This is a genomic window from Deinococcus aestuarii (assembly GCF_018863415.1).
Classification (GTDB): domain Bacteria; phylum Deinococcota; class Deinococci; order Deinococcales; family Deinococcaceae; genus Deinococcus; species Deinococcus aestuarii.
In genome coordinates, this window is record NZ_JAHKSN010000005.1 from 127,905 (window position 1) to 141,894 (window position 13,990).

12 protein-coding genes are annotated in these 13,990 nt (G+C 74.0%); 10 read left to right on the forward strand and 2 right to left on the reverse strand.

All coding sequences use genetic code 11. From position 1 onward, the window contains the following. Positions 1-135: 135 nt before the first annotated feature. The 6 genes from IC605_RS09205 (at position 136) to IC605_RS09230 (ending at position 6,303) form a co-directional block, all read left to right on the forward strand. Complete coding sequence (locus tag IC605_RS09205; protein ID WP_216322207.1) at positions 136-1,518, forward strand: mercuric reductase; 1,383 nt, start codon at positions 136-138, stop codon at positions 1,516-1,518. A gap of 687 nt (positions 1,519-2,205) precedes the next feature. Beyond that, positions 2,206-2,886, forward strand: a complete 681-nt coding sequence (locus IC605_RS09210; protein WP_216322209.1) for a hypothetical protein — start codon at positions 2,206-2,208, stop codon at positions 2,884-2,886. A 64-nt stretch (positions 2,887-2,950) separates the two neighbouring features. Then, positions 2,951-3,694 (forward strand): response regulator transcription factor, encoded by a 744-nt coding sequence (locus IC605_RS09215; RefSeq protein ID WP_246580623.1) that lies wholly within the window; start codon positions 2,951-2,953, stop codon positions 3,692-3,694. Then, entirely contained in the window at positions 3,691-5,079 is a 1,389-nt protein-coding gene (locus IC605_RS09220; RefSeq protein ID WP_216322211.1) for a sensor histidine kinase, read from the forward strand. Before IC605_RS09215 ends, IC605_RS09220 begins: the two co-directional genes overlap by 4 nt. Positions 5,080-5,196: 117 nt before the next feature. Continuing rightward, positions 5,197-6,084, forward strand: a complete 888-nt coding sequence (locus tag IC605_RS09225; protein ID WP_216322213.1) for an intradiol ring-cleavage dioxygenase — start codon at positions 5,197-5,199, stop codon at positions 6,082-6,084. A 36-nt stretch (positions 6,085-6,120) separates the two neighbouring features. Beyond that, a complete protein-coding gene (locus IC605_RS09230; protein ID WP_216322215.1) occupies positions 6,121-6,303 on the forward strand; it encodes a twin-arginine translocase TatA/TatE family subunit in 183 nt (60 codons plus the stop codon). A 200-nt stretch (positions 6,304-6,503) separates the two neighbouring features. On the opposite strand, the gene IC605_RS09235 is transcribed toward IC605_RS09230, so the two are convergent. Next, complete coding sequence (locus tag IC605_RS09235; protein WP_216322217.1) at positions 6,504-8,300, reverse strand: sensor histidine kinase; 1,797 nt, start codon at positions 8,298-8,300, stop codon at positions 6,504-6,506. A 194-nt stretch (positions 8,301-8,494) separates the two neighbouring features. On the opposite strand from IC605_RS09235, the gene IC605_RS09240 reads away from it, so the two are divergent. Beyond that, positions 8,495-9,016: a response regulator gene (locus IC605_RS09240; RefSeq protein WP_343216560.1), complete on the forward strand. Its 522-nt coding sequence runs from the start codon at positions 8,495-8,497 to the stop codon at positions 9,014-9,016. On the opposite strand, the gene IC605_RS09245 is transcribed toward IC605_RS09240, so the two are convergent. After that, positions 8,964-11,006 carry a sensor domain-containing diguanylate cyclase gene (locus tag IC605_RS09245; protein ID WP_216322220.1) on the reverse strand — a complete coding sequence of 681 codons (2,043 nt, stop codon included), beginning with the start codon at positions 11,004-11,006 and terminating at the stop codon, positions 8,964-8,966. The genes IC605_RS09240 and IC605_RS09245 overlap by 53 nt on opposite strands. 222 nt (positions 11,007-11,228) lie before the next feature. On the opposite strand from IC605_RS09245, the gene IC605_RS09250 reads away from it, so the two are divergent. The 3 genes from IC605_RS09250 to IC605_RS09260 all read left to right on the forward strand — a co-directional run bounded on the left by IC605_RS09250 (position 11,229) and on the right by IC605_RS09260 (position 13,909). Then, the gene (locus IC605_RS09250; protein WP_216322222.1) at positions 11,229-13,187 is read left to right on the forward strand and encodes a hypothetical protein; all 1,959 of its coding nucleotides are present in this window, start codon (positions 11,229-11,231) and stop codon (positions 13,185-13,187) included. A 202-nt stretch (positions 13,188-13,389) separates the two neighbouring features. After that, positions 13,390-13,593, forward strand: a complete 204-nt coding sequence (locus IC605_RS09255) for a CopZ family metallochaperone (protein ID WP_216322224.1) — start codon at positions 13,390-13,392, stop codon at positions 13,591-13,593. Positions 13,594-13,645: 52 nt separating this feature from the next. Beyond that, positions 13,646-13,909 (forward strand): metal-sensitive transcriptional regulator, encoded by a 264-nt coding sequence (locus tag IC605_RS09260; protein ID WP_212744545.1) that lies wholly within the window; start codon positions 13,646-13,648, stop codon positions 13,907-13,909. Positions 13,910-13,990: the final 81 nt, after the last annotated feature.

Here is a 13,990-nt window from a genome sequence, read left to right on the forward strand (position 1 = left end):
CCCTCAAGGGGAATAACCCCACGTCCTTCCTGTGATCCTCCACGAGGGGAGGGGCTTTTTTCCCCCTCTCCCCTTGCGGGTGAGGGGTGGCGAGCACCGCTTGCCCTTGCAGGACCTACGATGTCGGGAGGCTCTATGGACGACACATCCTTTGACGTGCTGATCATCGGCGGCGGGCAGGCCGGGATTCCCCTCGCGCACGCCCTCGCCGGGGAGGGGCGCCGGGTCGCCCTGGCCGAGCGCAAACACCTGGGCGGGTCGTGCGTGAACTTCGGCTGCACGCCCACCAAGGCCGTCCTCGCCTCCGCGCGGGTCGCCCACCAGGCCCGCCGGGCGGCCGAGTACGGCCTCGGGGTCCCGGAAGTCAGGGTCGATTTCCCGGCCGTGCTGGCGCGGGCCCGCCGCATCGCGGACGAGTCGCGCGCCGGGCTGGAGGAGCGGCTGTCGGACACCGACAATCCCCGCTGGCTGCGCGGCCACGCCCGGCTGGAGGGCCGGGACGGGGGGGGCTTCCGGGTCCGCGTGGGGGATCAGCTCGTGACGGCGGCGCAGGTGGTCCTCAACACCGGCACGCGCAGCGTCATCCCCGATGTGGAGGGGCTGGCGGAGGCGGACGTGCTGCACGCGGGCAACTGGCTGGACCGGGGCGAGCTGCCGGAACACCTCGCCCTGCTGGGCGGCGGCTACATCGGGGCCGAGATGAGCCAGTTCTACCGCCGCATGGGCAGCCGCGTCACCGTGATCGAACAGGGCGAGCAACTGATGGACCGCGAGGACCCCGATGTGGCCTCGGTCCTGCAAGACGCCCTGCGCGGCGAGGGCATCGAGCTGCGCCTGAACACCGAACTCCGGCGGGTGGAGCGCGCGGGGCCGGGCCTGCGGCTCACGCTGGGGCGGAACGGGCGGGACGAGACCCTGGAGGTCACCCACCTCTTCGTCGCCACCGGGCGGCTGCCCAACACGGACGACCTGGGGCTGGAGACGGTCGGGGCGCGGGTCGCGGAGCACGGCACGGTGGAGGTGGACGCCCGCCTCGCCACGAACGTTCCCGGCCTGTGGGTCGCGGGGGACATTCGCGGCGGGCCGATGTTCACGCACTCCGCCTGGGACGACCACCGGGTGCTGCTCTCGCAGCTCGCCGGGGACGGCTCGCGAACCACCGCAGGCCGCATCGTGCCCTACGGGGTCTTCACCGATCCGCAGCTCGGCCGGGTGGGGCTGACCGAGCGGCAGGCGCGGGAGGCGGGCCTGGGCGTGCGGGTCGCCTGCTACGAGATGGGCAAGAACGGCAAGGCGACCGAGATCGGGGAGACGCAGGGCCTCGTCAAGCTCGTCACCGAGGCGGAGAGCGGGAAAATCCTGGGCGCGGCGGTTCTCGCCGCCGAGGGGACCGAGATCGTCCACGTCTACATCGACCTGATGAACGCGGACGCGCCGGTAGACCGCCTGCGTGACGCCGTGCACATCCACCCCACCCTCGCCGAGGCCACCCAGAGCGTCACCCGGCTGCTGACGTAGGGCAGAGCGCCCCCAGGGTGCCGCTTTCCGGCACCATCCCGGACGACCGTGGCTCAAGCCGACCGCTCCCCGCCCGCGAGGATGGCGACGGCGGCTTCGTGGGGCATGGAGGGCGGGGACCCGCCGGGCCTCGCCGCGAGCTTCCGGGGCCGCGGTCCGTGCGCGCGATGGCCTGCGGGGTGATCCCGGCACGACGCGCCCGCACCACCGGCCACCCGGCGCCCCGGTCCACGACCCGGGACCTGTGGGTGGGCCGGACAGCCTCGGCGCCCGCGTTGACGGGGGGCCTCTGACCCCCAGCGCGACGAGCCGGGGCCACGCCGGGGGCGGAGTCGCAAGCACACCGGGCCCCTGACCGGGTGCCGTGAACACACCGGGCTCGGCCGCTCGTGGTCGGACGGCCGGTGACTGGCGTGTTCTGGGGACCCCGGGATTCGGTGGCCGTCGCGCCGGGGAAGAGGGGCGGGTCCGTGAACGGTTCTGGCCTTCCGGGTCTCCGCGCGGCGAACCCGGGGGCTCGGGTCCGACCGCCGGGTGCCTGCTCGGGTGCCGGGGAGGGCGCGTGAGGGGAACCGCGCGGGTCCACACAACTTCTGAACATCCCTTACCCGCCACCTGAACACGCGCCGCGCAGACTCCGGGTCACGTGGACGAGGCCCGTCCACCCACCACCCAAGGAGTCAACCCATGCGCCACGCACCCAAGGTTCTGCTGCCCCTCCTCGCCGCGCTTCTCGCTGGAGGAACCCTCGCCGCCCCGGCCGTCGCCACCACCCAGCCCGGTCCACGGCCCGCGCCCGGGGCCCAGCCCCACGCCCCACAGGCCATGCAGGTGGCCTACTACCGGGGGGACCCGCTCGGGGGCGGGCAACTCCTGAGCCGCACCGTCACGCCCGGACCCGGCGAGCGGCCCTTCCAGAACGCGCCCGGCGGCGCCACCCACGCCGTGGTGACCACGCCCTCCGGCCAGCGCGTGGTGGCCCTGCGAGACACCCGGAGCCAGCCGGGCCCCGGGGCCGACGCCGGGCGGCCCCGGCAGGGGCCGGGAGCGGGGGGCCCCGGGCCGAACGGGGCCGCGCCGCAGGGCCGGTCAGGCATGGCCCGGCAAGACCCCGGTGTCCTGGGCAGTGCCCTGCGCGGAGCCACCCGCGTGACCTTTTACGGCGCCGATCCCCTCCAGGGAGGCCGGGTGACCGCGACGATCACGCTGAACGGCACCGCCACGAACCAGGAGGGCGCCGTCGCCCAGGCCGCCCGGCAGGCGAGGTTCGCCGTGGTCGAGCGGCCCGGTGAGCGGTTGATCGTGGACCTGAGCGCCGGCCCCGCCCAGCCCGGCCAGACGCCTCCCCGGGGCGCCGGACGGCCCTGACGCGGCGCGGGAAGCGTGGGGGTCAGGCCTGTTTCCCGCCGCCCTGCACGCTCCCCGCCGCTTCATGCGAGAGTCTGGGGATGACCCCGCCCCCCAGCCCCCCGACCTCGACCGGGAGCAGGACGTGAAGACCATCCTGATCGTGGAGGACCACGCCGCCGTGCGTGACCTCGTGCGCGAGTACCTGGAGGAGCACGGCTACCGGGTGAGGGTGGCCGGGAGCGGGCAGGAGGGACTGCTCGAGGCCCGGCACCACCGCCCCGACCTCGTGCTGCTGGACGTGATGATGCCCGGCATGGACGGCCTGGAGTTCTTGCGCCGCTTCCGGATGGCCGAGCACGTGCCGGTGATCTTCCTGACCGCGCGGGACACCGAACTCGACAAGGTGCTGGGCCTGGAACTGGGCGCGGACGATTACGTCACCAAGCCGTTCTCGATGGCCGAACTCCTCGCCCGGGTGCGGGCGCACCTGCGCCGGGGCGAGGGCCCGGGCCCGGCCGCCGTGCTGCGGGCCGGGGAGGCCGAACTCGACCCGGCCTCGCGGACCCTGCGCGTGCGGGGCAACCGGGTGGACCTCACCCGCTCGGAGTTCGAGCTGATGTCCGCCTTCCTGCGCGCGCCCGGGCGGGTCTACACCCGGCCGGAACTGCTGGAGCGGCTTCAGGAGGAGGCCTCGGGCTCCGAGCGGACCATCGACGTGCACGTGCGCAACCTGCGCGCCAAGATCGAGCAGGAGCCTGGCCGGCCGCAGTTGATCGAGACCGTCTTCGGGGTGGGCTACCGCCTGAACCCGGACCCGGGCACGTGAGGCGGCCCTTCTGGCAGACCCTGGCGTGGCGGCTCACGCTGGCTTTCGTGCTCGTGAGCGCCGTGGCGCTGGGGGTGGTGGGCTTCATCTCGGCGGCGTCCACCCGCGCGGAGTTCGGCGCCCTGCTGGGGGCCCAGGCGCGCGAGGACCTGGGCACCCAGGTGCGGACGTACCTCGCCGCGCGGGGCACCCTGGAGGATTTTCGCCCGGCCGGGCCGCCCGCGCCGCCCCCTCCCCGGCCGCCGCGCGGGGGCTCCCCACCCCCCCCGGAGGGGCCGGGCCCCTTCGTGTCACGGGGGGCGTGGATCGTGCTGGACCCGGACCGCCGGGCCGTGTTCTCGACCCCCGACGTGGCGCGGGGGACCCGGGTGACGGGCCGGCCCGAGACGCCCGTGACGGCCGGCGGCCGGGTCGTGGCGTACCTCGTGCCGTCCGGCCTGCGGGCCCAGCCCGATCCCCGCAGCCAGGAATTCCTGGCCCGCACCGTCCGCGCCCTCGCCTGGGCGATGCTGGGGGCGGGTGTGCTGGCCGTCCTGATGGGGCTGCTCGTGGCCCGCACCCTCCTGAGGCCGCTGCGGGAACTCCTCGCGGGCATCCGGGCCCTGGGACGCGGCGAGGCCCCCGCCCTGCCCGGACGGGCGCGCGCCGACGAGTTCGGGGAGGTGCTCTCGGCCTTCGGGGAGATGCACCGGGCCGTCGAGCGCAACCAGCAGGCCCGGCGCCAGCTCACCGCCGACATCGCCCACGACCTGAACACGCCCCTGACCGTGATCGCCGGGACGCTGGAGGCCATGCTCGACGGCACCTTCGAGCCCACGGCCCAGAGGTTGCGGCGCCTGCACCTTGAAACCCGGCACGTGGCCCGGCTCGTGAACGACCTGCGCTTTCTCGCCCTCGCCGACGCCGGGGAACTGCATGTGAACCGCCAGCCCGCGGAGGTGGCGCTCCTGGTCGCGGACGCGGTGGCGGGCTTCCGGGCGGTCGCCGAGGGACAGGGGGTGGCGGTGGAGACGCGGCTGGAGGACGTGACCGTCTCCCTGGACCGGGTGCGGATCACCCAGGTCCTCCAGAACCTGCTCGCCAACGCGCTGGCCCACACGCCGGGGGGCGGACGGGTGGACGTGCGGGCCCGTCTGGAGGGCGGGCGGCTGCACGTCGGCGTGGCGGACACCGGCAGCGGCATCGCGCCCGAGCACCTGCCCCACGTGTTCGACCGGCTGTACCGGGCGGACGGGGCCCGCTCCGCCGGGGGCAGCGGCCTGGGCCTGAGCATCTGCCGGTCCATCGTGGAGGCCCACGGCGGGGAGATTCGGCTGACGAGCCGCCCGGGCGCGGGCACGTCCGTGACCTTCACGCTGCCGCTGGAGACCCCCCGGGGGACCTGAGCTTTCGGGCGCGTCCTCACAGCACCTGCGACAGAACCCAACAACTTCTGAACACCCTGACCCTACCCTCCGGGGCGAAACGCGGCCAGACCGCGCCGCCGCAAAGGAGACCCTGCCATGACCGACCCCCGGAAGCTCCCGCCCTACCCCGCCGACGACCACGACCACCACGACGACTTCAACGACCTCGGCCTGAGCGCCGACCTGGACATGCTCGCCCGCCCGGTCATGGACCGCCGCCGGGTCCTGGGCCTGGGGCTTCTCGGCATCGGCCTGCTGGTCGGCTGCGGCACGGGCGCCCTCACCCCGAGTGCGGGGACGGACACGGGCACCGGCACCGGAACGGGCACGGGCACCGCCGACTGCCCGGCGGCCATCCCCCCGGAGACGGCCGGACCCTACCCCGCCGACGGCTCGGCGGCCTCGGGCCAGTCGCTCAACGTGCTGACCCGCTCGGGGATCGTCCGCCCGGACCTGCGCACCAGCCTGGGGACGGGGAACACGGCGGCGGGCATTCCCCTGACCCTCACCCTGAAGCTGGTCAACGTCAACGCGAGTTGCGCTCCCCTGGCCGGGTACGCGGTGTACCTGTGGCACTGCACCCAGGACGGCAACTATTCGATGTACAGCCAGGCCACCGTCAGCGAGGACTACCTGCGCGGCGTGCAGGCCGCGGGCCCGGACGGCACGGTCACCTTCACCACCGTCTTCCCCGGCTGCTACGCGGGGCGCTGGCCGCACATCCACTTCGAGGTCTACCCGACCCTCGCCTCGGCGACCTCGGCGAACAACAAGATTCAGACCTCGCAACTCGCGCTGCCCGAGGCCACCTGCCGGGAGGTGTACGCCACGGGCGGGTACTCGGACAGCGTGCGCAACCTCAACAGCATCTCGCTGGCCCGCGACAACGTGTTCAGCGACGGCTACAGCAGCCAGATGGCGACCGTCACCGGCAGCGCGGCGGCGGGATACGCGGCCACGCTGACCGTCGGCCTCGCCCGCTGAGCAGCGCGGTGGGGCGGGCCGCCCCTGGAGAACACCATGAACCTTGGACCGATGGAAATCATCCTCGTCGTGATCGCCCTCGCGCTGGTGTTCGGGCCGAAGAAGCTGCCGGAACTGGGCCGGGGGCTGGGGCAGAGCGTCCGCGAGTTCCGCTCCGGCACCCGGGAACTGAGGCGGGACCTCGACCTCACCGGCGCCGATCAGGAAAAGCGGCGCTGACCGGGCCCGCCTGAAGCTGCGGCGGGGCCCGGGTCAGGTGGGCGTGAGGGGCGCCCCGCCAGGCTCGCCCGGGGAATGCGCGGGCGCCCGCTGAGGCGCACCTGCCGGGTGGCGCTCACCTCCCCGGCCCTGGTGGGGTGACCCTGGCCGTCTTGTCCCCCCGTCGCGCCGGGGTGTCCTGATCCCGGTCCCCCACCGCCTCACGGGCCCTTGGGCAGCGTGAAGGTGAAGGTCGCCCCCTCGCCCGGGGTTCCCTGCGCGGACACCGTGCCGCCATGTCGGGAGACGATGCGCCGCACGTTCGCCAGCCCGACCCCGGTGCCCTCGAACTCCGCGTCGCGGTGCAGCCGCTGGAACACCCCGAACAGCCGCTCCCCGTAACGCGGGTCGAAGCCCACCCCGTTGTCGCGCACGCACACCGCCCATTCCTGCACCCGGTCCTCGGCCCAGACCTCGATCCGGGCGACCTCGCGTGGGCGGGTGTACTTCACCGCGTTGCCCAGCAGGTTCGCCACCACCTGTTCCAGGATGTCCCGGTCGCCCGTCACCACCGGCAGCGGCGCGACCCGCCACTCCACCCGCCGCCCGGCCAGCTCCACCTCCAGGTCGTCCCGCGCCTGCCCGAACAATGCGCCCAGGTCCACGCTCCGGGTGCGCAGCGGGTGCTGGGCGGTGCGGGCCAGGTCGAGCAGGGCGTCGATCAGGGTGTTCATGCGCGTCGCCGCCCCCTCGATCACGCTCAGGTAGTGGGTGGCCTTGGGGGGAGGGGCGTCTCCCAGCGTCTTGCGCAGCAGGCCCGCGAAGCCGACGATGTGCCGCACCGGCGTGCGCAGGTCGTGCGACACCGAGAAGCTGAAGGCGTCCAGTTCCTCGTTCGCCAGGCTCAGGGCCTCGGCGCGGTCCTGAAGGGCCACGCGCTGCACCTCCAGTTGCCGGGCCTGCTCGGCGCGGTCCAGCGCGAGGGTCAGGCCCCGGCCCACCGCGCGCACCAGGGTCTTGTCGCGCTCCGGCCACTGCCGGGTGTCCTTGAGGCCCACCGCCAGCACGCCCCGCACCTCGCCGCCCACGGTGAGGGGGTAGGTGGCGACCGTGCCGTACTGCTCGGTGGCCTCGACCTGTTCGCGCACCGGGTCCCAGGCGTCGGTGAACACCGCCTCCCCGGAGCCCAGCATCCGCGCGAAGATCGGGGTCGCGTCCGGCACCCCCGCCTGCACCCGGGCCACCACGTCCGCCCGCATGTCCTCGCTCCACACCCGCAGCTTCCACAGTCCCTCCGCGTGCTCGTAGTACCCGACGCTGGCCTCCGAGAACCGGGCCCGCAAGACCGTGATGGCCTGCCGGACCAGGGCGTGCACGTCGGTCTGCGTCCCCACGGCCTCCGTAAAGACCATGAACGCCTCGTGCGCGCGGGCCTCCTCCTCGATGTGCCGGGTGCGTTCCTGCACCTGCCGCCGGAGGGCGGTCATGAGGCGGGCGCGGCCGAGAGCGATGGCGCACTGCGAGGCGAGGATGCGCAGGAAGCGCTGTTCCTCCGGCGTGAAGGAATGCGGCTCCCTGAAATCGAGGATGACCACGCCCAGCGGGGCGTCGTCAAGGAACATAGGCAAAACGGCGGTCGCCACCGCCGCCACACCCCCCGTGCGGGCCTCCAGCTCCGGGTAGGTGCGGGTGAGGTCGCCCTCATGCTCGAAATAGAGGGCCTCATGCCGTTCCAGCGCGTCCCCGGCCGGGACGTTGCCGTCGAGGGGACCGTCCTGCCAGAGGGTCTGCGCCCCCTCCTCGTGGCCCTGCGTGGCGGCGATCTCCAGGCGGTTGCCCTGCGCGCTCACGAACAGCACGGCGCCCGCGACGGCGCCCAGGGCCCTCAACGCGGTTTGGAGGACGACCGCGAACACGTCTGCGGGCGCCTGGGCGGCGGCCAGGGCCTCGGTGACGTCTTGGAGGTGTTCATTCAGGGGGACGCGCACGGGGGCGTCCGCCCCGGGGTGCATGGACATGCGGGCAAGATACTGTCCGCGAGCACGCCCCGATATGGCCTATCCCCCACGGTCGTCGCTCCCCCGCCCGGGCCGTTGTCCTGCAAGGGCGGGAACGTGGGGAGGCGCAGGTGGGCGCGGTTTACTTTCCCTTCATGGTATCCTGCCCGGACGCGACGGGCGCTTCGGGCGCCTGTTGTGCTGAGAGGAGGAGCGTGCCCAGGCACCTGCTGATCGTCGAGGACAATCCGCACGACCTGGAACTGGCCCGGGCGGCGCTCGACCTCAGCGAGGTCCACTGCGAGGTGAGCGTGGCGCGAGACGGGCAGGAGGCGCTGGCGTTCCTGCGGGGAGGAAAGGACCTTCCCGACCTGGTGCTGCTCGACCTGAACATGCCGCGCGTGAACGGGCACGAGGTGCTGGCAGCCGTCCGGGCGGACCCGCTGCGGCGGCGGGTGCCGGTGGTGGTGTTCACGACCTCGGGCGAGGTGCGCGACCGACAGGCGGCCAGGGCGGCGGGAGCGGACGACTACGTGCGGGGGCCCGGAAGGTTCGAGGACCTGATCACAGCCTGGGACGGCGCTGGCTGGCCGCCTAGCGCCGCCTCCCGACTCCGCAAGGTTCCGGTCGCCCCACCGGCCGGGGAGGCGGCGGCCCCGGGCGGTGAACACCTCCCCGGTGGGGTCAGCGGGCGCCCCGGCGCGGGCTCGCACCCACCCGGCGCTTTTCCCCCTTAGCGGCGTACATGCGCGCGTCGCTGACCTCGATCAGGGTCCGGAGGTCCGTGCCGTCCGCCGGAAAGCAGGCCAGGCCCGCGCTGGCGTCGGCGTACGCGAAGCCCGCCCGGCGCACCTGACGGACCACCGCCTCCACCCGGGCCAGCAGGGGGGGCCCCTCGTGGGGTGTCACGCCGGTCAGCACGACCGCGTATTCGTCGCCGCCCAGGCGGTACGGCTGGTCCTGGGGGCGGAAGCGCTCACGCAGGGCGCGGGCGAACTCGGCCAGCAGCGCGTCCCCGCGCAGGTGGCCCTCCCCGTCGTTCACGGCCTTGAGCCCGTCGAGGTCGATGCTCAGCACGCCGACCCGTCCGCCACGCCGCGCGGCGTCCTCCAGCTCGGCTTCGAGGTGGGCGGTGAAGGCGCGGCGGTTGCCCAGCCCGGTGAGGGGATCGGTGTGGGCGGCGGCCGCGAGGTCTTGCAGCCGGAGCTGCCGCTCGGCCCCGGCCCTCAGGATGCGGCCCGCCGTGATCAGCAGGTCGCGCTCGAAGGGCGACCACGCCCCGAACTCGCCGCCGCGGTAGGCGCCCAGGATGAGTTCCTGGCCCGGCAGGCGCAGCAGGACGGGGAGGGCCGCCGTGCCCCGCAGGCCGTTTTGCCAGGCCACCTCGGACAGCGACTCGGCGTTCAGGAAGACCCGGTGACCGGCCAGCACGCCCAGGGCCTCGTAGTGACTCGCGGGGACGCCCGCCTGCTGGCGCCGCTGGACCGCCTCCGGGGGAGAGCCGTGCACGGCGAGCGGCCGGAACACCTCGCCCTCGCGGCGCCACAACACCTGCCAGCCGTCCCCCAGGGCGCGGCCCACCGCCGCCAGCGCGAAGGGCGCGATCTGCTTCACGTCCCCTTCGCCTTCGAGGAGCTGGGAGAGTTCCAGCAGCACCTCGGCCCGCCCCCGCGCCCGCTGGGCCTCCTCCAGGGCCTGCTGGAGGGGTTCTTGATCCCCGCGCCGCGCCCCCGGCCGGGCTCCCCGGTGGTGCAGGGCGCGCACCACCGCCTCCATGAAGCGGCGGTCCCACGCGCTCCAGGGGCCGTCGTCCCCGAGCCGCACCAGCGTGACCACGTGGCCCGGCAGCCCGGCCTCGCCCAGCCAGGCGCTCGCCGCGCAGGGGGCGCCGGGCGGCCCGGCGTCGTCCCCGCCGAAGCACACGCCCGTTTGGTGGGCCGCCCGCCGGATCAGCCCGTCCCCGTGGGGCTCGGCCGCGGGGTCGTACCCGGCGCCCCGGGGGCTGTGCCAGAGCGGGGTCGTGGTGGCCCGGTCGCCCTCGACCGCCGTGAGGCCCACCCAGTCCGCGCCCAGGACCGGCGCGGCGAGGTCGGCCACACGCCGCAGCAGGTCTTCCGGCGCCAGACCGAGGGCCGTGAGGTCGCTCACCCCCCGCAGGAGCTGCGACAGGGTGAGGTCTTCTTGAAACCGGCGCCGCGCCTCGGCCCTCGCCCTCCCCTCACGCTCGACCTCCCAGGTCCTGAGCCGCCCTTCCAGCTCGTCCACCGCCAGGGCCGCGAGGTCGCCGAGGACGGCGGGCTCCCCGCCGGACCGGGGCGCGCGGGGCCGGACATCCAGCACCCCCAGCGTGCCGAGGACCCGCCCGTCGGGCGCGACCAGGGGCACCCCGGCATAGAAGCGCGGCGCCAGCTCTCCCGGGGCCCTCCGGCAGGCAGCGAACCCGGCGTCCCGGGCCAGGTCGGTCACGACCACGCCCTCCGGGTGATCCAGGGTGGCGGCGTGCAGCTCCGGGAGGCCGGGCAGCCGCCGCCAGCCCTCGCCCACGCCGCCCTGGAACCAGGGGGGCTCGCCGTGGCCCAGCGTGAGCAGGGCCACGGGCGCCCGGAGCAGGCGGGCCGCCAGACGGAGGGGCCGGTCGAAGGCCGACTCGGGCAGGGGGCCGAGGACCGCGTACCGCTCCAGGTCGGCCGCGTGCGGGGGTGCCGGGATCGGGCGAGACACCTTCATGACCCCCGATTCTGTTCCGCCGCGCCTGCCAGCCCTGTCACAGCCCCGCGCGGAGGGCCAGCCCACCGGAACGTGAAGGCCCCTCCTTCCCCGGGGGACGGGGGCCCGGGTTCGGCGGGTCGTCCAGACCGGGGCGGGTGTCCGGGCGGGTGCGGGTCCGCGTCCCCGCTATGCTGAACCCCTCGCCTTGTCGCCTTGTCCCCAGCCGTGGAGGTTCACGTCATGCCCCGTCTTTCCAGGATCGTCTGTGCCCTGCTGCTCGCCCTGACCGCCGCCTGGGGCGGTGCGCAGCGGCTGGGCGACGTGAGCTTCACCACCCCGCCGGGCTGGACGGTTCAGGTCGAGGGGGGGCTGGCGACCTTTACCCCGGACGGCGGCGCGGCGCAGGGCGTCATGGTGCTGCTGCCTCCCCAGACCGTCTCCGGCGACGCCCGGAAGTGGTTCGCGGCGCGGGTGGCACAACTCTCGAACGACGGCGAGGTTCTCGAACGCAGCGAGGTCAGCAGCACGCAGACGGCCTCGGGCACGCCCCTGCTCGTTCAGGCGGTGAGCGTCCGGGTCGCGCGGGGCACGCAGCAGCGCTTCTACACGGCGGTCCTCTCGGGGGGGAAGGCCACGCTGGCCGTTCTGGCGGTGCCCGGCGGGGACGCCCTGAAGCGGTTTCAGCCCGGATTGATCGCCCTGGTGAATTCAGTGGCCTCACCCGGTCAGGCCGCTTCCGGCGCCGCGGCGGCCCGCCCACCCGCGGGCGGCAAAGCCCCGCTGCCCGCCGTGAAGCCGCAAAACGCCGCGCAGTTCGGGGCGGCGGGGGGTGACCCGGAGAGTCAGGTCATCCCCGACGAGTTCCGCTGCTATCAGGTCAAGGAGGGGAGCGGCCTCACGCCCGAACTCGTCGTGCAGATTCTGCCGGGCGGGAAGTACCGCACGTCCTCCGGCGCGGGGAGCTTCGGCGTGAGCAAGGACGGCAGCCTGAGAAAGACCACCTGGCGCGGCGGTCCCCTGAACGGGGCCTCCGGTTACCTGAACTTCGGCGATCACGGCCAGAGCTTCAGCCTCTCCGACGTGGGCGAGACCGCGCAGACGTCCGGCCTGCGCTTCGAGTGCTACCAGCGCGGCCCGATGGAGAACCTGCGGCTCTTGCAGTTCAGGCTCAAGACGCCCGCCCCCGCCCCCTACCCCTGCGTCCTGTCGGACGGCAGCGGCAAGAGCGGCGGCACCCTGGAGATCTTGCCGGGCGGGGCCTACCGCCTCGGCGGGCAGGCGGGCCGCGTGGCGGTGGACTTCCGCAGCGATCAGGACGAGGACTGGAGCGACCTGGAGTTCACGGGCGGGCCCCTGGAGGGCGCCATCGGCTCCTACAGCGAGGACGAGTCCGGCGTGCGGGAGGTCAGCGTCTTCCGCCCCAAGATGAGCTGCCGCAGCGTGACCAAGCCGACACCCATTCCCCGCTACGGCACGGCGAAGGCGCCCGCGCCGCCCAGGGGGTCCGGGGGCCTCACGGGCGCCTACGCGGCCTGGTCTCCCGACACGCTGGCGATCATGGGCTACGGGGGCTGCGGCGGCACCCTGTGCTGGAGCACCCGCTTTTTCACGAAAGAGGGGTACGTCTACACCGGCGAACCGGAGGCGGGTCTCGACGAGGCCGACTGCTCGCGCACCCACCCCAACGGCCTGCCGATCTGCGAGGTCTACCGGGTGCAGGCGGGCAAGATCACGTTCGGTGGGGACAAGCCGGAGACGTTCCGCAAGGAGGGGCGCAACCTCCAGATCGGGGGGCAGACCTATGAGCCCATGCTGCCGCTCCAGGGGGTCGGGCTCGGCGGCGCGTACGAGTCCAAGAGCTTCGTCGGGGGCGGCACCAGCACCACCTCGGGCTCCTTCCAGCGCGATCTCGTCTTCACGCCGCAGGGCCGCTTCAGCCTGAACCGCAGCGGGGGCGTCGTCTCGACCGCGACCGACACGGGCACCTCGCTCGGCAACGTGATCGGCGGCGTGGCCGTCACCTCCAAAGGCGGCAGCGGCGGCACCTACCGCGTCACGGGCTACACCCTGGAACTGACCTACGCCGGCGGGCACGTGGAACGCAAATTCGCCTTCGCCCTCCCCGACAAAAGCGGCAAGCCCGACCTGGGCCTGTTGCGGATCGCCGGGTCCACGTACACCCGGCAGGACGGAAAGTAGACCCGGCCTCCGCCACCCGGGCACGGCGGGCGGCCCGGAGGCCACGTCCCAGGTCGGGCGTCCCCGCCCTCACCCCCCTTGGGAGGGGACGGGGCCGGGGGACGAGCCGGGATCAGGTCGAGGCCCGGCGTGGGCGTCTCCTGCCCGACCCGCGCCGCCGTCTTCCCTTGCGATCCTCCCCTGGAGGGTCTAGACTCTGGGCATGACCACCGAGTTGACGGTTACCGGGATGAGCTGCGGCCACTGCGAGAAGGCGGTGACGAGTGCGCTGAGCAACGTTCCCGGCGTGCGGGACGTGCGGGTGGACCTGCAAGGCGGCACCGCCACCGTGCAGGGCGAGGCCGATCCCCAGGCCTTGATCGCCGCCGTGACCGAGGAGGGCTACGGCGCCCAGGTGCGCGGCTAACGTGACCCACGCCAAGACGGACCACGCCGCCCACACCGGGGCGCACCTGTGTATGCCCGAGGACGCCCGCAAGCGCGCCGCCCGGCGGCTCAAGATCGCGCGGGGGCACCTCGACAGCATCGTGACCATGCTGGAGCAGGAGGACGCGTACTGCGTGGACGTGCTGCGGCAGATCAAGGCCGTGCAGGGGGCGCTCTCGGGGGCGGGCGAGGTGGTGCTGCGCGGGCACCTCGAAGCCCACGTCGCCACCGCCTCCACCCGGGGCGACAGCGTGGAGATCGTCGAGGAGCTGATGGAGGCCCTCAAGTACACCTGAGGGCGCCCCGTGCCGCCCTCCCGGTCACGGGGCCCGGTGGGCTCGGGCCGACCTCAGGCCACAGGGCCGAGCCCAGGCGGG

Bases quoted from the DNA above. Each gene is read 5' to 3' on its own strand.
- IC605_RS09205 (WP_216322207.1), top strand. From the start codon at position 136: ATGGACGACACATCCTTTGACGTGCTGATCATCGGCGGCGGGCAGGCC.
- IC605_RS09210 (WP_216322209.1), top strand. From the start codon at position 2,206: ATGCGCCACGCACCCAAGGTTCTGCTGCCCCTCCTCGCCGCGCTTCTC.
- IC605_RS09215 (WP_246580623.1), top strand. From the start codon at position 2,951: ATGCGAGAGTCTGGGGATGACCCCGCCCCCCAGCCCCCCGACCTCGAC.
- IC605_RS09225 (WP_216322213.1), top strand. From the start codon at position 5,197: ATGACCGACCCCCGGAAGCTCCCGCCCTACCCCGCCGACGACCACGAC.
- IC605_RS09230 (WP_216322215.1), top strand. From the start codon at position 6,121: ATGAACCTTGGACCGATGGAAATCATCCTCGTCGTGATCGCCCTCGCG.
- IC605_RS09235 (WP_216322217.1), bottom strand. From the start codon at position 8,300: ATGTCCATGCACCCCGGGGCGGACGCCCCCGTGCGCGTCCCCCTGAAT.
- IC605_RS09245 (WP_216322220.1), bottom strand. From the start codon at position 11,006: ATGAAGGTGTCTCGCCCGATCCCGGCACCCCCGCACGCGGCCGACCTG.
- IC605_RS09250 (WP_216322222.1), top strand. From the start codon at position 11,229: ATGCCCCGTCTTTCCAGGATCGTCTGTGCCCTGCTGCTCGCCCTGACC.
- IC605_RS09255 (WP_216322224.1), top strand. From the start codon at position 13,390: ATGACCACCGAGTTGACGGTTACCGGGATGAGCTGCGGCCACTGCGAG.
- IC605_RS09260 (WP_212744545.1), top strand. From the start codon at position 13,646: ATGCCCGAGGACGCCCGCAAGCGCGCCGCCCGGCGGCTCAAGATCGCG.